This is a genomic window from Pseudomonas sp. SORGH_AS_0199 (genome assembly GCF_031453735.1).
Classification (GTDB): Bacteria; Pseudomonadota; Gammaproteobacteria; order Pseudomonadales; family Pseudomonadaceae; genus Chryseomonas; species Chryseomonas aestiva.
Window position 1 is genome coordinate 4,831,731 of sequence record NZ_JAVJAE010000001.1, and the last position, 17,937, is coordinate 4,849,667.

General features: G+C 67.6%; 18 protein-coding genes. 15 read left to right on the forward strand and 3 right to left on the reverse strand.

Going from position 1 to position 17,937, the window contains the following annotated elements; translation table 11 throughout:
* Positions 1–117 precede the first annotated feature (117 nt).
* The 7 genes from gshB to QE444_RS22590 all read left to right on the forward strand — a co-directional run bounded on the left by gshB (position 118) and on the right by QE444_RS22590 (position 5,924).
* Entirely contained in the window at positions 118–1,068 is a 951-nt protein-coding gene (gshB, locus tag QE444_RS22560) for a glutathione synthase (RefSeq protein ID WP_133861447.1), read from the forward strand.
* Positions 1,069–1,171: 103 nt separating this feature from the next.
* Positions 1,172–2,050 carry an energy transducer TonB gene (locus QE444_RS22565; protein WP_187980360.1) on the forward strand — a complete coding sequence of 293 codons (879 nt, stop codon included), beginning with the start codon at positions 1,172–1,174 and terminating at the stop codon, positions 2,048–2,050.
* Between the two features lie 55 nt (positions 2,051–2,105).
* Entirely contained in the window at positions 2,106–2,675 is a 570-nt protein-coding gene (locus tag QE444_RS22570) for a YqgE/AlgH family protein (RefSeq protein ID WP_285387792.1), read from the forward strand.
* Positions 2,672–3,124: a Holliday junction resolvase RuvX gene (gene ruvX, locus QE444_RS22575; RefSeq protein ID WP_133861450.1), complete on the forward strand. Its 453-nt coding sequence runs from the start codon at positions 2,672–2,674 to the stop codon at positions 3,122–3,124. The genes QE444_RS22570 and ruvX overlap by 4 nt, the downstream gene beginning before the upstream one ends.
* Positions 3,125–3,126: 2 nt before the next feature.
* Positions 3,127–3,636: a bifunctional pyr operon transcriptional regulator/uracil phosphoribosyltransferase PyrR gene (pyrR, locus tag QE444_RS22580; protein WP_133861451.1), complete on the forward strand. Its 510-nt coding sequence runs from the start codon at positions 3,127–3,129 to the stop codon at positions 3,634–3,636.
* 15 nt (positions 3,637–3,651) lie between these two features.
* The gene (locus tag QE444_RS22585) at positions 3,652–4,650 is read left to right on the forward strand and encodes an aspartate carbamoyltransferase catalytic subunit (protein WP_133861452.1); all 999 of its coding nucleotides are present in this window, start codon (positions 3,652–3,654) and stop codon (positions 4,648–4,650) included.
* Positions 4,647–5,924 (forward strand): dihydroorotase, encoded by a 1,278-nt coding sequence (locus QE444_RS22590; protein WP_285387788.1) that lies wholly within the window; start codon positions 4,647–4,649, stop codon positions 5,922–5,924. The genes QE444_RS22585 and QE444_RS22590 overlap by 4 nt, the downstream gene beginning before the upstream one ends.
* A 50-nt stretch (positions 5,925–5,974) precedes the next feature.
* Here the strand turns inward: QE444_RS22590 and QE444_RS22595 are convergent, their stop codons facing one another.
* Positions 5,975–6,379 (reverse strand): TM2 domain-containing protein, encoded by a 405-nt coding sequence (locus QE444_RS22595; protein WP_133861454.1) that lies wholly within the window; start codon positions 6,377–6,379, stop codon positions 5,975–5,977.
* Positions 6,380–6,813: 434 nt separating this feature from the next.
* Between QE444_RS22595 and QE444_RS22600 the strand changes: the two genes are divergently transcribed.
* From QE444_RS22600 to QE444_RS22610, 3 genes are all read left to right on the forward strand, one after another.
* A complete protein-coding gene (locus QE444_RS22600) occupies positions 6,814–7,371 on the forward strand; it encodes a C40 family peptidase (protein ID WP_133861455.1) in 558 nt (185 codons plus the stop codon).
* Positions 7,372–7,503: 132 nt separating this feature from the next.
* Positions 7,504–8,715, forward strand: coding sequence for a putative DNA modification/repair radical SAM protein (locus QE444_RS22605; protein WP_017640984.1), 1,212 nt, complete (start codon positions 7,504–7,506; stop codon positions 8,713–8,715).
* Entirely contained in the window at positions 8,716–10,182 is a 1,467-nt protein-coding gene (locus tag QE444_RS22610; protein ID WP_309741784.1) for a UdgX family uracil-DNA binding protein, read from the forward strand.
* On the opposite strand, the gene QE444_RS22615 is transcribed toward QE444_RS22610, so the two are convergent.
* Together QE444_RS22615 and pilT are read right to left on the reverse strand one after the other, a co-directional pair.
* A complete protein-coding gene (locus tag QE444_RS22615) occupies positions 10,179–11,321 on the reverse strand; it encodes a PilT/PilU family type 4a pilus ATPase (protein ID WP_133861457.1) in 1,143 nt (380 codons plus the stop codon). The genes QE444_RS22610 and QE444_RS22615 overlap by 4 nt on opposite strands.
* Positions 11,321–12,355 (reverse strand): type IV pilus twitching motility protein PilT, encoded by a 1,035-nt coding sequence (gene pilT, locus QE444_RS22620; protein WP_007161666.1) that lies wholly within the window; start codon positions 12,353–12,355, stop codon positions 11,321–11,323. Before pilT ends, QE444_RS22615 begins: the two co-directional genes overlap by 1 nt.
* Positions 12,356–12,481: 126 nt before the next feature.
* Between pilT and QE444_RS22625 the strand changes: the two genes are divergently transcribed.
* The 5 genes from QE444_RS22625 (at position 12,482) to QE444_RS22645 (ending at position 17,933) form a co-directional block, all read left to right on the forward strand.
* Positions 12,482–13,177, forward strand: a complete 696-nt coding sequence (locus tag QE444_RS22625; protein WP_187980364.1) for a YggS family pyridoxal phosphate-dependent enzyme — start codon at positions 12,482–12,484, stop codon at positions 13,175–13,177.
* Between the two features lie 9 nt (positions 13,178–13,186).
* Positions 13,187–14,005 (forward strand): pyrroline-5-carboxylate reductase, encoded by an 819-nt coding sequence (proC, locus tag QE444_RS22630; protein ID WP_285387780.1) that lies wholly within the window; start codon positions 13,187–13,189, stop codon positions 14,003–14,005.
* A 9-nt stretch (positions 14,006–14,014) separates the two neighbouring features.
* Complete coding sequence (locus QE444_RS22635) at positions 14,015–14,608, forward strand: YggT family protein (RefSeq protein WP_017640989.1); 594 nt, start codon at positions 14,015–14,017, stop codon at positions 14,606–14,608.
* A 118-nt stretch (positions 14,609–14,726) separates the two neighbouring features.
* Complete coding sequence (locus tag QE444_RS22640; protein ID WP_133861460.1) at positions 14,727–16,685, forward strand: dynamin family protein; 1,959 nt, start codon at positions 14,727–14,729, stop codon at positions 16,683–16,685.
* Positions 16,686–16,793: 108 nt separating this feature from the next.
* On the forward strand, positions 16,794–17,933 hold the full coding sequence (locus QE444_RS22645) for a homoserine O-acetyltransferase (RefSeq protein WP_133861461.1): 1,140 nt from the start codon (positions 16,794–16,796) through the stop codon (positions 17,931–17,933).
* Positions 17,934–17,937 lie beyond the last annotated feature (4 nt).

Here is a 17,937-nt window from a genome sequence, read left to right on the forward strand (position 1 = left end):
TCCCCTGGTGGCGGACCACCGGCCCGCCCACCACGACGATCGCGCAAGCATTGGCACTGAAGGGGATCGAAGGGCTATTCTGACGCCTTGCCCACGTAGAACCGAGGTCTAGCGTCAATGAGTATCCGTCTGGGGATCGTCATGGATCCCATCGAACGCATCTCCTATAAGAAGGACAGCTCCATGGCCATGCTGTGGGCGGCCAAGGCGCGCGGCTGGACCCTGCACTATTTCGAGATGCAGGACCTGTACCAGGTCGATGGCGAGGCCCGCGGTCGCGGTCGGCAGCTGGACGTGTTCCAGGATCCGGAGCGCTGGTTCGCCTTTGGCGAAGACGTCGACCTGCCGCTGCGCGAGCTGGACGTGATCCTGATGCGCAAGGATCCGCCCTTCGACAACGAATTCGTCTATGCCACCTACCTGCTGGAGCAGGCCGAGCGTGGCGGCACGCTGGTGGTCAACCGTCCCGCCAGCCTGCGCGACTGCAACGAGAAGTTCTTCGCCACCCTGTTCCCCGAGCTGGCGCCGCCAACCCTGGTCAGCCGCCGCGCCGACATCATCCGCGAATTCGCCCGCACCCACGGCGACGTCATTCTCAAGCCGCTGGACGGCATGGGTGGCAGCTCGGTGTTCCGTCACCGCGAAGGCGACCCGAATCTTTCGGTGATCCTCGAGACCCTGACCGCCCACGGTACCCAGCAGATCATCGCCCAGCGCTATCTGCCCGGTATCAAGGACGGTGACAAGCGCATCCTGATGATCGACGGCGAACCCGTGGACTATTGCCTGGCGCGCATTCCGGCCCAGGGCGAGACCCGCGGCAACCTGGCCGCCGGTGGCCGCGGCGTCGCCCAGCCGCTGTCGGCACGGGACCGCGAGATCGCCGCGACGGTGGGTCCGGAATTGCGCAAGCGCGGCCTGCTCTTCGTCGGTCTGGACGTGATCGGCGAGCACCTGACCGAGATCAACGTCACCAGCCCGACCTGCATCCGCGAGATCGATGCGGCCTACGACACCCGCATCGCCGAACGCCTGATGGACGTGATCGCGCAGCAACGCGCGGGCTGAGGCGCGCGTCCATGCCGCCCGCGGCGGCATGGACAACCGCGGATACAATCCGCAGACTGGCGCCAGCCCTGCCGCGCGTCCTCTGCCCTTGCCGACCCAGTCAATGCCCAGCACCGCCTCCTCCCCCGCCGCCCAGGTTCGTCCCGCCGACCGCCTGGGCTTCACGCTGCTCATCGCGACCCTGCTGCACGTCGTGCTGATTCTCGGCGTCGGCTTTTCGCTGCCCGAGCCTACCCAGATCAGTCGCACCCTGGAGGTGACGCTGGCCAGCTTCAAGAGCGACGAGGCGCCCAAGCAGGCCGACTTCCTGGCCCAGGAAAACCAGCAGGGCAGCGGTACGCTGGACAAGGCGGCGGCGCCGAGCACCCCGGTGCAGGCGCCTTTCCACGACAGCGAGATCCGCCAGGCCGCGCCTCCGGCTCGCCCGCCGGCGGCGGATCGCGCCCAGGCGCCCAAGGCCGCGGTGACCACCCGCGCCGCGCGGCCGACCAAGGCCGAACCCAGTCGCGAGACGCCGGAGCGGGAGCAGCGCGATGCGCCCAGCCCCGAGTCCGACAGCCAGGCCGCCGAACTCGCCAGCCTGGAAGCCCAGCTCGCCGAGGAACGCCAGCAATACGCCAAGCGGCCGAAGATCTGGCGGATCAATGCCGCCTCGACGCAAAAGGACAAGGGCGCCCGTTACAAGGAAGAATGGCGGCGCAAGATCGAACGCATCGGCAATCTCAACTACCCCGAGCAGGCCAAGCGCGACCGCCTCTACGGCAGCCTGCGTCTGCTGGTGGCCATCAACAAGGACGGCTCGCTCTACGAGGTCCAGGTGCTGGAGTCCTCGGGACGCCAGGTGCTGGACCAGGCGGCGCTGCGCATCGTCCGGCTGGCGGCACCCTTCGCTCCCTTCAGCGGCGATCTGGCCGACATCGACCGGCTGGAGATCATCCGCACCTGGCGCTTCGAGCGTGGCGACCGCCTGTCCAGTCAATAGTCCGGGACGCCGTTGGACTTGAAGCCGGACCGCGCAACCGGGAAACTTGCCGGTCATGAAGCCGACCTGCAGCACCACCCTACAGCACCAGCTCCTGATCGCCATGCCGCAGATGGACGATCCCCATTTCGCCGAGACGGTGATCTACCTCGTCGACCACGGCCCGGATGGCGCCATGGGCCTGGTGATCAACCGCCCCAATGGCCTGCACCTGGACGACCTGCTCGAACAGCTGCGCCCCGAGATACCGGTCACCCAGGAAGATGCCCAGGTCGTGCTCTATGCCGGTGGCCCGGTGCAGACCGATCGGGGCTTCGTCCTGCATGACGCCGGCCCGGTGTTCCAGAACACCCTGGAACTCGAAGAACTGAGCCTGACCACCTCGCCGGACGTGCTCTTCGCCCTCTCCGACGGCACCGGCCCGAGCCGCCACCTGATCACCCTCGGCTACAGCGGCTGGGGCCCCGGCCAGCTGGAAGAGGAACTGGCGGCCAATCTCTGGCTCACCACCCCGGCCACCAGCGCCCTGCTGTTCGAGACGCCGAGCGAGCAGCGCCTCGGCGCGGCCGCCGCCCTGCTGGGGGTCGACCTGCGGCTGCTCTCGCGTCAGGCGGGTCACGCATGAGCGCGCCCAGCGGGCTCTATCTGGGATTCGACTATGGCAGCCGCCAGATCGGCGTCGCCGTCGGCCAGGCCGTGACCGGCCAGGCCCGTGAACTGCTCACCCTCAAGGCGCAGAACGGCGTACCCGACTGGCAGCAGATCCAGCGCCTGCTGGACGAGTGGCGCCCCACCGCCCTGGTGGTCGGTCTGCCACTGAACATGGACGGTACGCCCAGCGAGATGAGCGAGCGCGCCGAACGTTTCGCCCGCCGCCTGCAGGGGCGCTACGGCCTGCCCGTGCATACCCATGACGAGCGCCTCACCACCTATGCCGCCAAGGGCGAGCGCCTGCAGGGCGGTCAGCGCGACGGTTATCGCGAACGCCCGGTGGACGCCCTTGCCGCCGCCCTCCTCCTGGAAGGCTGGCTGACCCAACAACTGGAACGGGCCGCGCGCCCGCAATCGGAGTAGCCATGCACCTGCCCTCTCCCGCCGAGCTCCTGCCGCGGCTGGCCGCCGACCTGCGTCTGTCGCTGAATCGCCGCGGCATCACCGATCCCGGCTTCGTCGGCATCCACACCGGCGGCCTCTGGGTCGCCGAGGCCCTGCTGGCCGAACTCGGCCTGGACACCCCGCTGGGCAGCCTGGACGTCTCCTTCTACCGCGACGACTTCACCCAGAAGGGCCTGCACCCGCAGGTGCGCCCCTCGGCCCTGCCGTTCGAGATCGATGGTCGCCACCTGGTGCTGGTGGACGATGTGCTGATGAGCGGTCGCACCGTGCGCGCGGCGCTCAACGAACTCTTCGACTATGGCCGTCCCGCCAGTGTGACCCTGGTCTGCCTGCTGGACGTCAATGCCCGCGAATTGCCGATCCAGCCCGACGTGGTGGGCGCCACCCTGAGCCTGGCCCCCACCCAGCGCGTCAAGCTGACCGGCCCCTCGCCGCTCGCCCTCGAATACCGCGACGTCCCCGCCGCCTGACCTGGATTCGCTGCCATGACCGACGCTACGCGCTCGCTGCAACTCAACGCCCAGGGCCAATTGCGCCATTTCCTGTCACTCGACGACCTGCCTGCCGAACTCCTCACCGAATTGCTCGATACCGCCGACTCCTTTCTGGAGGTCGGAGCCCGGGCGGTGAAGAAGGTGCCACTGCTGCGCGGCAAGACCGTGTGCAACGTCTTCTTCGAGAATTCGACCCGCACCCGCACCACCTTCGAGCTGGCGGCCAAGCGGCTGTCGGCGGACGTCATCACCCTCAACGTCTCCACCTCTTCCACCAGCAAGGGCGAGACGCTGTTCGACACCCTGCGCAACCTGGAGGCCATGGCCGCCGACATGTTCGTGGTGCGCCATGCCGACTCCGGCGCTGCCCACTTCATCGCCGAGCACGTCTGCCCGGATGTGGCCATCATCAATGGCGGTGACGGGCGCCATGCGCACCCCACCCAGGGCATGCTCGACATGCTGACCATCCGCCGCCACAAGGGCGACTTCGCCAACCTCTCGGTGGCCATCGTCGGCGACATCCTGCACTCCCGGGTCGCCCGCTCCGACATGCTGGCGCTGCGCACCCTGGGCTGCCGCGACATCCGCGTGGTCGCGCCGCGCACTCTGCTGCCGGTCGGCCTCGAAGAGCTCTATGGCGTGCGCACCTGTACCGACCTGGCCGAGGGCCTGGACGGCGTGGACGTAGTGATCATGCTGCGCCTGCAGCGCGAGCGCATGCAGGGTGGCCTGCTGCCCAGCGAAGGAGAGTACTACCGGCTGTTCGGCCTGACCCGCCAGCGCCTGGCCCGCGCCAAGCCCGATGCCATCGTCATGCACCCCGGCCCGATCAACCGCGGCGTGGAGATCGAATCGGCGGTCGCCGATGGCGAGCAGTCGGTCATCCTGAACCAGGTCACCTACGGCATCGCGGTCCGCATGGCGGTGCTGTCGATGACCATGAGCGGGCAGACGGCCCAGCGTCAGCTACAGGAGAATGCGCAGTGAGCCTGAGCATCCGCAATGCCCGGGTGATCGACCCGGCCACCGGTCTCGACCAGATCAGCGATGTCCATGTCGACCAGGGTCGCATCCTGGCCCTCGGTGAAGCGCCCCAGGGCTTTCAGGCCGACGAGCAGCTGGACGCCAGCGGCCTGATCCTGGCCCCCGGCCTGGTCGACCTGGATGTCGCCCTGTGCGAACCGGGCCTGACCCGCAAGGGCAATGTCGACAGCGAGACCCGCGCCGCTGCGGCCGGAGGCGTCACCAGCCTGTGCTGCCCGCCCACCACCCGTCCGGTGCTGGACACCACCGCGGTGGCCGAACTCATCCTCGATCGGGCGCGCACCGCCGATCACGCCCGCGTCTACCCCATCGGCGCCCTGACCAAGGGCCTGGCCGGCGAGCAGCTGTCGGAGCTGATGGCCTTGCGCGACGCCGGTTGCGTCGCCTTTACCAACGGTCTGCAGCCCTTCGAGAATCTGCGGGTACAGCGGCGCGCGCTGGAATATGCCGCCACCTTCAACCTCACTGTGGTCTTTACCGCCCTCGACGCCGATCTGGCCCATGGCGGGCTGGCCCATGAAGGCCCCACCGCCAGCTTCCTGGGGCTCACCGGGATTCCGGAGACGGCGGAGACCATCGCCCTGGCCCGCGACCTGCTGCTGGTGGAGCAGAGCGGCGTACGCGCCCACTTCGGGCAGCTGACCAGTGCTCGCGCGGTGGAGATGATCGCCGCCGCCCAGGCCCGTGGCCTGCCGGTGACCGCCGATGTGGCGCTCTACCAGCTGCTGCTCACCGACGAGGCGCTGCAGGGCTTTTCCAGCCTCTACCACGTCAAGCCGCCGCTGCGTACCGCGCGAGATCGCGACGCCCTGAGAGCCGGGGTGCGAGACGGCGTGATCGGTGCCATCTCCAGCCACCACCAGCCCCATGAGGCGGATGCCAAGCTGGCCCCCTTCGCCGCCACCGAGCCGGGCATCAGCAGTGTCGAACTGCTGCTGCCGCTGGCCCTGACGCTGGTGGAAGACGGCCTGCTGGATCTGCCGACCCTGCTGGCCCGCCTGACCCAGGGTCCGGCCCAGGCCCTGCGCCTCGACGCGGGCCGCCTGGCCAAGGACCTGCCGGCCGACCTGGTGCTGTTCGCCCAGCAGCCGACCGCCCAGGCAGCGACGCCCTGGCTGTCCCGCGGCCGCAACTGCCCCTTCCGGGGCCCCATCCTGGCGGGACGCGTCGAGCGCACCCTGGTGGGTGGTCGCACCACCTACCGGCGCGATGCCTGAATAGCAGAAGGGGCTCCGCGGAGCCCCTTCTGCTTGTCGCCCAACCGAACCTAGCGCACCAGCCGCCGGCGGTTCTCCTCGGAGATCTGCGAGTTGAGCGTCCAGAAGTCGTAGAGCACGCCCAGCAGGAAGAAACCCGCCGTAAAGAAATAGAGGATGGCGGTGATCCACTTGCCCAGGTAGAGACGGTGGACGCCGAAGAGGCCGAGAAAGGTCAGCAGGATCCAGCCGAGGCTGTAGTTGAGGGAGCCGGACTGGAAGCGCAGATCCGCCTCGCGATCCATGGCCGGGATCAGGAACAGATCGATCAGCCAGCCAATACCCAGCAGGCCCAGGGTGCAGAACCAGATCGTGCCGGTGACCGGCTTGCCATAGTAGAAGCGATGGGCGCCGAGAAAACCGAAGATCCACAGCAGATAGCCCATGACCTTGCTGTGGGTGTCCTGATACCGCATGCCTACGACCTCGCGACTTAAGGAAAAGACCCGCCTTACCTACACCCTTACCTTCACCGTGACTTTATGTCGAAAACTGGATGAATGCCCAGGGAGTCTCACTGGTTGGCGCTCAAGGGACCTCACTTTCCGCTAAAAATTACATAATTTCTTGATGAGAGGTGCACAAAATATCCACAGGGTTGGTATAGAATCCCTCGCTTCGATCTTCAGACACCCCTACGACAATGCGTTTATTTCTTCTGACATGGCTCTCCGCCTGTCTTGTACTGCCAGCGGCAGTGCAAGCGAAAGAGAACTCTGCAGCGCGCACTGCCGCTCCGGTCCACAAGGTCGCAGCCCGGCATGTCACCGCCGCTTCAGCTCCCAAGACCGCCGCCCGGCACGCCTCCGCCGCTCCCGCACCCAAGGCCGCCGCTCGCCGCGTCGCGAAGGTGGACCCTACCCAGGCCGCCTCCGCCGCCCGCGCCAAGCACGCCGCCCGCGCCACCAGCGCCCTGCACCGTAAGCAGGCCACCGCCCAGGCTGCCACCCGCAACGTCGGTGCCCAGGTCGCGACCCGCGCCATGGACCTGGTCGGTACGCCCTATCGCTTCGGCGGTACCAATCCGCAGAACGGCCTGGATTGCAGCGGCCTGGTGAACTACGTCTATCGCGACGTACACAACGTCAAGCTGCCGCGTACCTCCCGTGAGCTGTCCCAGCTCAAGGGCCCCAAGGTCGCTCGTGGCGATCTCAAGGCCGGCGACCTGGTGTTCTTCAAGACCGGACAGCGCAGCGGCATCGATCACGTCGCCATCTATCTGGGCAACGATCGTTTCGTCCATGCCCCGCGCAGTGGCGAGAGCGTGCGCGTCGACCACCTGAGCAAGCCCTACTGGACCAAGAGGTTCGCGTCGGCCAAGCGCGTACTGCAGCAGCCCAATACCCTGGCGGCGGAAACCGATCCCGTCGCGGACAAGCCGCGTACCAAGCGCACCCGCAAGTCCTGATCCCGCCCCTCGCTCCGCCGGGTCGCTACCGCCCGGCGGAGTGTCGCTCCACTCGGCGCCGCCCGGCGCAAAGCCATTGAACGACGCTCCGCTTCCTGGATACTGTATGCAATCACAGTCCAGGAGATCTCGATGGAGCTCGCCGACAAGCTGATCATTCTCGCCGATGCCGCCAAGTACGACGTGTCCTGCGCCAGCAGCGGTGCGCCCAAACGCAGCTCGAAGGGCAAGGACGGCCTGGGCTCGACCGATGGCATGGGCATCTGCCACAGCTTCACCCCCGATGGGCGCTGCGTAGCGCTGCTCAAGGTGCTGCTGACCAACTTCTGCCAGTACGACTGCCAGTACTGCGTCAATCGTCGTAGCAGCAACGTGCCGCGGGCGCGCTTCACGCCCGAGGAAGTGGTGCAGCTGACCCTCGACTTCTACCGGCGCAATGTCATCAGCGGATTGTTCCTCAGCTCCGGCATCATCCGCTCCTCCAACTACACCATGGAGCAGATGACCCGGGTGGCCCAACTGTTGCGCGAACAGCACCAGTTCCGCGGCTACATCCACCTCAAGACCATTCCCGACGCAGATCCCGAGATCATCGCCCAGGCGGGTCTCTATGCCGACCGCCTATCGGTCAACATCGAGCTGCCCACCGAGAGCAGCCTGATCAAGCTGGCGCCGGAAAAGAACGGCAGCAGCATCCGCAAGACCATGGGCAATATCCGCCTGGGCCTGGAGGAAGCCGAGGCCGAAGCCAAGGCACCGCGTTTCGCCCCGGCGGGCCAGAGCACCCAGATGATCGTGGGTGCCGATGCCACCGACGACCGCACCATCCTCGACACCGCCCAGACCCTGTATGGCGCCTATCGCCTCAAGCGCGTCTACTACTCGGCCTTCAGCCCCATTCCGGAAAGCCCGGGCACGGTGCCGCTGCAACCGCCACCCCTGCTGCGCGAGCACCGCCTGTACCAGGCCGACTTCCTCATGCGTGGCTATGGCTTCCAGGCGGAGGAATTGCCTACCGAAGACGGCCAGCTGCCGCTGGACGTGGACCCCAAGCTGGCCTGGGCGCTGCACAACCGGGCCATCTTCCCGCTGGATCTCAATCGGGCCGACCAGGCGCTGATCGCCCGGGTGCCCGGCATCGGCGTGCTCTCGGCCAAGCGGCTGGTGGAGCTCAGGCGCGAGCGGCGCATCCGCTACGCCGATCTGATCCGCCTGAAATGCAGCGTCGAGAAGGCGCGGCCCTTCATCATCACCCAGGACTACCGGCCACAGCCGCGCCTGGCCGAGTCCCTCGACCTGCGCCGGCAACTCGCCGAACCGCCCGCTCAGCTCGCCCTGCTCTAGATGCAGAGAGTCGATTTCGACGGCACCTTCGCCGGCTGGCGCAAGGAAGCGCGCCGGTTGCTCCAGGCGGGTATCGCCCCGGCCCAGGTGAGCTGGCAGGAGAGTCGTGGGCTGGGCGATCTGTTCGACGAACCGGTCGAGGCCACGGCACCGCCGTCGAGTGGCGCCATACGCATTCCGCCCCAACTGGCCGAGGCCCTGAACTACGCCGCCTGCTTTCGCAGCGATGATCGCTGGGCTCTGCTCTACCAGGTGCTCTGGCGGGTCGCGCGGGGGGAACGGGCGGCCATGCTGGCCGGTGACGAGGATGGCAGCGAATTGCAGCGCCGGGTCAAGGCGATCCGCCGCGAGATCCACCATGTGCATGCCTTCCTGCGCTTTCGGCCGCGGGCGGAAAGTGCCGGTCCGCCGGCCTGGGTGGCCTGGCACCAGCCGGCCCACGACGTCCTGGCCCTGGCGGCGCCGCATTTCTGCGACCGCATGGGCAACAGCAGCTGGCTGATCGCGACCCCCGAGGCGGCCGCGCTCTGGGACGGCCAGGCGCTGCAACTGGTGGAGCCCTGCCCCGCCGAGCTACAGCAGCTGGCGCGGCAGACCCCGGAAGACGATGACCGCAACGCCGGCGATGAACTCTGGCGCGCCTATTACCGCAGCACCTTCAATCCGGCGCGGGCCAATCCGCGCACCCTGAGGGGCAACATGCCGGCGCGCTTCTGGAAGGATCTGCCGGAAGGGTCGCTGATCCCGGCGCTGCTCAGCGAAGCCCGCGCTGGCGCCCAGCGCCTGGCTCAGGCCGAGGCCGTGGGTCGCCAGAGCGGTCGCGAGGTATTGATCGCCGCGGAACGTGCGCAGCCGGAGCGACCGCTGCCCACCACCCTCGATGACTGCCGCCGCTGCGAGCTATGGGAAAAGGCCACCCAGCCGGTGGCCGGCGAAGGCCCGCGCACCGCGCGCATCCTGCTGCTGGGCGAACAGCCCGGTGATCAGGAAGACCTGGCGGGTCGGCCCTTCGTCGGCCCGGCCGGGCAGGTGCTGATGGCGGCGCTGGCCGAGGCCGGCCTCGAGCGCAGCGAGGTGTTCCTGACCAATGCGGTCAAGCACTTCAAGTGGATTCCCCAGGGGCGCAGACGCAAGCACGTCACCCCGGGACCGGAGATCGCCCCCTGCCGCTACTGGCTGGAGCAGGAATTGCGCGACATCCAGCCGATGGTGGTGGTGGCCCTGGGCTCGACTGCCCTGGAAGCCCTGCTCAAGCGCAAGCCCCGGGGCCTGGCGCAGTTCATGGGACGACCGCTGCGGCTGGACGAGCGCTGGATCATCGCCACCTATCACCCTTCCTACATCCTGCGCACCCCGGACGCCGAGCAACAGGAGCAGGCGCGCCAGGCCCTGGTGGCGGCCCTGCGCGAGGCCAGGACCCTGGCAGCCGAAGGCGAAGGCGAAGGCGAAGGCGAAGGCGAAGGCTAGCGGAAGCGCTTGGGCGGATCGTCGCCCATGTCCACCGAGAGATTGCGGGTGGTCTGATTGAGGTGATCGGCATCCGTCTCCGACCCCAGCTTGATCATCAGCCGCAGGTCATTGGCGGAATCGGCGTGGGCCAGGGCCGCTTCGTAGCTGATCTCACCGTCACGATAGAGGCTGTAGAGCGACTGGTCGAAGGTCTGCATGCCCAGTTCGCCGGACTTCTTCATCAGCGCCTTGAGTTCATGCACCTCGCCCTTGCGGATCAGGTCGGCGACCAGCGGGGTATTGAGCAGCACCTCGATCACCGCGCGCCGCCCCTGGCCGTCGGTGGTGGGCACCAGCTGCTGAGCGACGATGCCCTTGAGGTTGAGCGACAGGTCCATCCAGGTCTGGCCGTGCCGATCGGCCGGGAAGAAGTGGATGATGCGATCCAGCGCCTGGTTGGCGTTGTTGGCGTGCAGGGTGGCCAGGCACAGGTGACCGGTCTCGGCGAAGGCCAGGGCGTGCTCCATGGTGTCGCGACTGCGGATCTCGCCGATCATGATGACGTCCGGTGCCTGGCGCAGGGTGTTCTTCAGCGCCACCTCGAAGGACTCGGTGTCGATGCCCACCTCGCGCTGGGTGACGATGCAGCCCTGGTGCTGGTGGATGTATTCGATGGGGTCCTCGATGGAGATGATGTGCCCCGCCGAGTTCTTGTTGCGGTGGCCGATCATGGCCGCCAGCGAAGTGGACTTGCCGGTGCCGGTGGCGCCGACGAAGATCACCAGGCCACGCTTGGTCATGGCCAGCTTCTTGATGATCTCCGGCAGGCGCAGCTGCTCGACCGTGGGGATGTTGACCTCGATGCGGCGCAGCACCATGCCCACCAGGTTGCGCTGATAGAAGGCGCTGACCCGGAAGCGGCCGATGCCGCGGGCGCTGATGGCGAAGTTGCACTCGCGCTTCTGCTGGAATTCCTGGCGCTGCTCGTCGTTCATCACCCCCAGCACGATGGCTCGGCACTGATCCGGCGTGAGCGAATCCTTGGTGACCGGCGTCATGCGCCCGTTGATCTTCATCGAGGGGGGCACGCCGGTGGTGATGAAGAGGTCGGACGCCCCCTTGTCCACCATCAGCTGCAGGAACCTGTCGAAATCCATCAGAAGTTCTCCGGCGTCTTGGCCTTCTCGCGGGCCGCGTCGCGGCTGATCAATCCCTTGGCCAGCAGCGCCTTGAGGCACATGTCCAGGGTCTGCATGCCCAGGCCGCCCCCGGTCTGGATCGAGGAATACATCTGCGCCACCTTGTCCTCGCGGATCAGGTTACGGATGGCCGGGGTGCCGATCATGATCTCGTGGGCCGCCACCCGGCCGCCGCCGACCTTCTTCAGCAAGGTCTGGGAGACCACCGCCTGCAGGGATTCGGACAGCATGGAGCGCACCATGGACTTTTCTTCCGCCGGAAAGACGTCCACCACCCGGTCGATGGTCTTGGCCGCCGAGGTGGTGTGCAGGGTGCCGAACACCAGGTGCCCGGTCTCGGCCGCGGTCAGCGCCAGGCGGATGGTCTCCAGGTCGCGCAGCTCGCCGACCAGGATGATGTCCGGGTCTTCGCGCAGCGCCGAGCGCAGGGCCTCGGAGAAGCCCAGGGTGTCGCGGTGCACCTCGCGCTGGTTGACCAGGCACTTCTTGGATTCGTGGACGAATTCGATGGGGTCCTCGATGGTGAGGATGTGGTGGTACTTGGTGTTGTTGAGATAGTCGAGCATGGCCGCCAGGGTAGTGGACTTGCCCGAACCGGTGGGCCCGGTCACCAGCACCAGGCCGCGCGGAACGTCGGTGATCTTCTTGAACACCTCGCCCATGCCCAGCTCTTCCATGCTCAGCACCTTGGAAGGGATGGTCCGGAACACCGCGCCGGCGCCACGATTCTGGTTGAAGGCATTGACCCGGAAGCGCGCCACGCCCGGCACCTCGAAGGAGAAGTCGGTCTCCAGGAATTCCTCGAAGTCCTTGCGCTGCTTGTCGTTCATGATGTCGTAGATCAGCGCGTGCACCTGCTTGTGCTCGAAGGCCGGCAGGTTGATGCGGCGCACGTCGCCGTCGACGCGGATCATCGGCGGCAGGCCGGCGGACAGGTGCAGGTCGGAGGCGCCTTGCCGCGCGGAAAAGGCCAGCAATTCGGTGATATCCATGGGACTCCCAGATGTCGAGCAAGCAGGTAGAATGCCGCGCAGCACTGGCGGTCTGACCTGGTCACCGCCACTCACTCATCCGGTACGCCGAGGCCTGCCGGATGCGCCGACGCAAGCAGGGGCTGAATGTCCACGATAGCCGAGAATAGCGCAACCGTACTCGAACGCATCGCCGCCGCCAGCCGGACGGCAGGCCGCGATCCCGCGACTGTCGGCCTGCTGGCGGTGAGCAAGACCAAGCCCGCCGCCGCCTTGCGCGAGGCCGCCGCCGCGGGCCTGCGCGACTTCGGCGAGAACTACCTGCAGGAGGCGCTGGACAAGCAGCCGGCGCTGGCCGACCTGCCACTGGTGTGGCATTTCATCGGCCCCATCCAGTCCAACAAGACCCGCGCCATCGCCTGCCATTTCGACTGGGTGCATTCGGTGGATCGCCTGAAGATCGCCCAGCGCCTGGCCGAACAGCGTCCGCCCGAGCGCGGGCCGCTGAACATCTGCCTGCAGGTCAACGTCAGTGGCGAGGCCAGCAAGTCCGGCTGCCACCCCGACGACCTGCCGGCCCTGGCCGCCGCGGTCAGCCAGTTGCCCAACCTGCGCCTGCGTGGCCTGATGGCCATCCCCGAACCCACCGAGGACCCGGCCAGCCAGCGCGCCGCCTTCGCCCGACTGCGCACCTTGAGCGAAGCCCTGAACCTGGGCCTGGACACCCTGTCCATGGGCATGAGCCAGGATCTGGAAGCCGCCATCGCCGAAGGGGCCACCTGGGTCCGCGTCGGTACCGCCCTCTTTGGCGCCCGTGACTACGGCGCCACCCCTTCAACCTAGGAAGTCTCGATGAAAGACACCCGCATCGCCTTCATCGGCGCCGGCAACATGGCCGGCGCCATCATCGGCGGGCTGCTCGCCCAGGGCATGCCGGCCCGGCAGCTCAGCGCCAGCAATCGCAACCCGGCCAAGCGCGAAGCCCTGGCCCGGGACCATGGCATCCGCGTCGAGGCCAGCAACAGCGCCGTGCTCGCGGATGCCGACGTGGTGGTGCTGGGGGTGAAGCCCCAGGTGATGAGCGAGGTCTGCCAGGAGCTGGCGCCCCATCTGCGCCCGGACCAGTTGATCGTCTCGGTCGCCGCCGGCATCACCTGCGCCAGCCTGACACTCTGGCTGGGCCAGCGCGCCCTGGTACGCTGCATGCCCAACGTGCCTTCGCAGCTGCGCCTGGGTGCCAGCGGCCTGTTCGGCAATGACCAGGTCACTGCCGAACAGCGCGCCCGCGCCCAGGAGATCCTCGCCGCGGTCGGCCTGGCCCTCTGGGTCGAGGAAGAACAGCAGCTGGACGCGGTCACCGCCGTCTCCGGCAGCGGTCCGGCCTATTTCTTCCTGCTGATGGAAGCCATGACCGAGGCCGGCACCAAGCTCGGCCTGCCGGCCGAGGTCGCCCAGCAGCTGACGCTGCACACCGCCCGCGGCGCCGCCGCCATGGCCTGTCAGGGCGACCGCAGCCCCGAACAATTGCGCCGCTCGGTGATGTCCCCCAAGGGCACCACCGAACGCGCCATCGAAACCTTCCAAGCCGGGGCCTTCGCGGACCTGGTGGAAGAAGCCCTCACCGCCGCGGCCGACCGGGCTGCGGAACTGGCCCAGTTGCCGGATCGATAAGGAGTATCCATGTCCGCTTTCGCCCAAGCTCTCGTCTACGTCATCCAGACCCTCGGCAGCCTCTATCTGCTGATCATCCTGCTGCGCTTCATCCTGCAGCTGGTGCGGGCCGACTTCTACAATCCGCTGTCGCAATTCACCGTGCGCGCCACCCAGCCGCTGCTCAAGCCGGTACGGCGCATCATTCCCGGCTTCGGCGGCGTCGATCTGGCGGCCCTGGTGCTGGCGATCCTGGTCCAGCTGGCGCTGATGATGGTCGTGGTGGTGCTGCTCGGCGCCAGCATCGGCGGCCTGTTCCCTGCCCTGCTGATCTGGGCGCTGCTGGGCGTGGCGTCGCTGTTCCTCAAGGTGTTCTTCTTCGCCCTGATCGTCAGCGTCATCCTCTCCTGGGTCGCGCCCCAGACCCACAACCCGGCGGCCGAGCTGGTCAACCAGATCTGTGAGCCGTTGCTGGCGCCTTTCCGCCGCATCCTCCCGAGCCTGGGTGGCCTGGATCTGTCGCCGATCTTCGCCTTCATCGTGATCAATCTGCTGGACCGCTTCGTCATCGGCCAGCTGGCCGCGGCCACCGGCATGCCGCAGATTCTCGCCCCCTTCCTCTGACGCACCACTCGCGCACCCGCCACGACCGCCTGCCGCGTCGTGGCGGAGGCGGCATTGACGTCCCGCTGGACGCTGGGGCACCGTCCAGCCTTTGCTGTTCAGGTCAAGGAAGTCCCCTATGGAACGCCTGTTCCGCCACGTCGATGCCTATGCCACGTGGAAAGCCGAACTCGATACCCAATTGGGCCGCTACCGCGACTGGTTGCAGCGTAATCGTCTCGCCTCCCCCGCGCTGGACGCCGCCCTGGCGACCTGCCAGAGCGAACTGCAGGCCGACGGCATCACCCTCGCCTTCGCCGGCGAGTTCTCGCGCGGCAAGACCGAGCTGATCAACGCCCTCTTTTTCGCCGACTACGGCCAGCGCATGCTGCCGTCCCAGGCCGGGCGCACCACCATGTGCCCCACCGAGATCTTCTATGACGCCGCGGCCGACGGTCCCTATCTGCAGCTGCTGCCCATCGACAGCCGCCTGGACGAGCGCAGCCTGACCGCCTGGCGCAAGGCGCCCGAGGCCTGGCAGCGCTTCGCCCTGGACGACCGTCACCCGGACGCCATGGCCGCCCTGCTGGCCAAGGTCACCGAGACCCGCGAGGTGGAAACCGCCGCCGCCGTGCAGCTGGGCTTCGATCCCGAGCAGCTGGAACAACTCGACAGCGACGGCCTGGTCAGCATCCCGGCCTGGCGCCACGCGCTGATCAGCATCGACCATCCGCTGCTGCGCCAGGGCCTGCGCATCCTCGACACCCCCGGCCTCAACGCCCTGGGCGCCGAGCCGGAACTGACCCTGTCGCTGCTGCCCCACGCCCAGGCCGTGCTCTTTCTGATCGGTGCCGACACCGGCGTGACCGCCTCGGATCTCGCGCTCTGGGAGCAGTGCGTCAAGCCCTCGCTGGGCGATGCCCCGGAGCGGCTGTTCGCGGTGATGAACAAGATCGACAGCCTCTGGGACGACCTCGGCGGGGTCGCCCATGTCGCCCAGTCCCTGGAAAACGTCCGCCAGGCCAGCGCCCGGCAACTGGCGCTGCCGGCCGAACACATCCTGCCGCTGTCGGCCAAGCAGGCGCTGCTGGGCAAGGTCCGCGGCGATCTGGAACTGCTCGCGCGCAGCCAGCTGGACAGCCTCGAACAGCTGCTCGCCGAACGCATCGTCGGCGCCCGCGAGCGTCTGTTGCAGCAGCGCATCGTGCAGCAGGCCAGTGGTCTGCTCGGCGCCAGCCGGACGCTTATCGAACAGCGCCTGGAGGCCATTCGCGCCCAGTACGCGCAACTGGCCGACGAGGAACTGCCCGGTGCCGGCCTGGAGTTGCAGACCGCTCGCACGCGCCAGGAGTACGACCTCTACCACCGCCGCCTGCTGGATCTGCGCACCACCCAGAACATGCTGGCCGGGCAGCGCAAGCTGCTGACCGACCTGGTCGCGCCGGAGCGCCTGGACGCCCACCTGGACACCGCCCGCCGGGAATTTCGCACCAGCCTGACCACCGTCGGCATCAACCAGTCCATCACCCGTTTCTTCCGCGTGGTCGAGCATGACCTGCTGGCCCTGGACAACGAGGCGGATCGGGCCAACAAGGTGCTCGGCGCGGTCTACCAGCGGCACAATGTGGAGAATCCGCTGCATCCCCTGGAAGCGCCGCGACTGCGCATCCGCCCCTATGTCCGCGAGCTGCGCCAGCTGCAACTCAAGACCGAGGAGGTGCAGCGCCAGGTCAAGACCCTGCTCACCGAGCAGAGCGCCCTGGGCCGCCGCTTCTTCGCCACCGTCGCCCAGGAGGTCCAGGCGCTGCAGGAAGGCGCCCACGCCCAGGTGCTGCGCTGGAACGACGGCGCCCTGACCCCGCTGGTGCAGCACACCCGCGAGCAGAAGCAGTTGCTGGAAACCAGCATGCTGGCGCTCAAGCAGCTCACCCAGCAGAACCTCAACAGCCAGGAGCAGGTGCGTCGGCTGCAGGTGCACGAGGACGTCCTGCACGGGCAGCTCAGCGAGGTCAGCGACATGCTCAAGCAGATCAACCGGCCGGCACCGTCCCAACGCCACGACAACGTAGTCGCCCTGCCGCTGGCGCGGGTCGGCTAGCCCCACCCGCCACGCGCGGCGCGATCCCTGGCCGCCGCGCCACGCCTGCCCTTGCCGCTCCCGGCGGTGCTCTTTAGACTGGCGAGCCCCGCCCCGGACGAGCCGTCAATGCCCAGCGTCATTCCCGAAGATTCCGTCGGCCTGGTCACCCCCGAGCTGCTGCACTTCAACGAGCCCCTGGCCCTGGCCTGTGGTCGCACCCTGCCGGCCTACGACCTGATGGTCGAGACCTATGGCGAACTCAACGCCAGTCGCAGCAACGCCGTGCTGATCTGCCACGCGCTCTCGGGCCATCACCACGCGGCCGGCTACCACAGCATGGACGACCGCAAGCCGGGCTGGTGGGATAGCTGCATCGGTCCCGGCAAGCCCATCGACACCCGCAAGTTCTTTGTCGTCGCCCTCAACAACCTGGGCGGCTGCAACGGCTCCACCGGCCCCAGCAGTCCGAACCCCGAGACCGGTCGGGCCTATGGCGCGGACTTCCCGGTGCTGACCGTGGAGGACTGGGTCAACAGCCAGGCCCGGCTGGCCGATCGCCTGGGTATCGGGCAGTGGGCGGCGGTGATCGGCGGCAGCCTGGGCGGCATGCAGGCGCTGCAGTGGACCATAAGCTATCCCGAGCGCATCCGCCACTGCCTGGCCATCGCCTCGGCACCCAAGCTGTCGGCGGAAAACATCGCCTTCAACGAGGTGGCGCGCCAGGCCATCCTTTCGGACCCGGATTTCCACGCCGGCCACTTCCAGGAAAAGGGCGTGATCCCCAAGCGCGGCCTGATGCTGGCGCGCATGGTCGGCCACATCACCTACCTGTCCGACGAGGCCATGGGCGAGAAATTCGGTCGTGAACTCAAGACCGACCAGCTCAACTACGACTTCCACAGTGTCGAATTCCAGGTGGAGAGCTACCTGCGCTACCAGGGCGAGGAATTCTCCGGCCGCTTCGACGCCAACACCTACCTGCTGATGACCAAGGCGCTGGACTATTTCGATCCGGCCCATGCCCAGGGCGGCGACCTGGCCAAGACCCTGGCCGGAGTGCAGGCGCGCTTCCTGATCGTCTCCTTCACCACCGACTGGCGCTTTTCGCCGGCGCGCTCCAAGGAGATCGTTAACGCCCTGATGGCCGCGCGCAAGGACGTCAGCTACCTGGAGGTCGACGCGCCCCAGGGGCATGACGCCTTCCTCATCCCCATCCCGCGCTATCTGCAGGCCTTCTCCCACTACATGACCCGCATCGAGGTATAGCTGC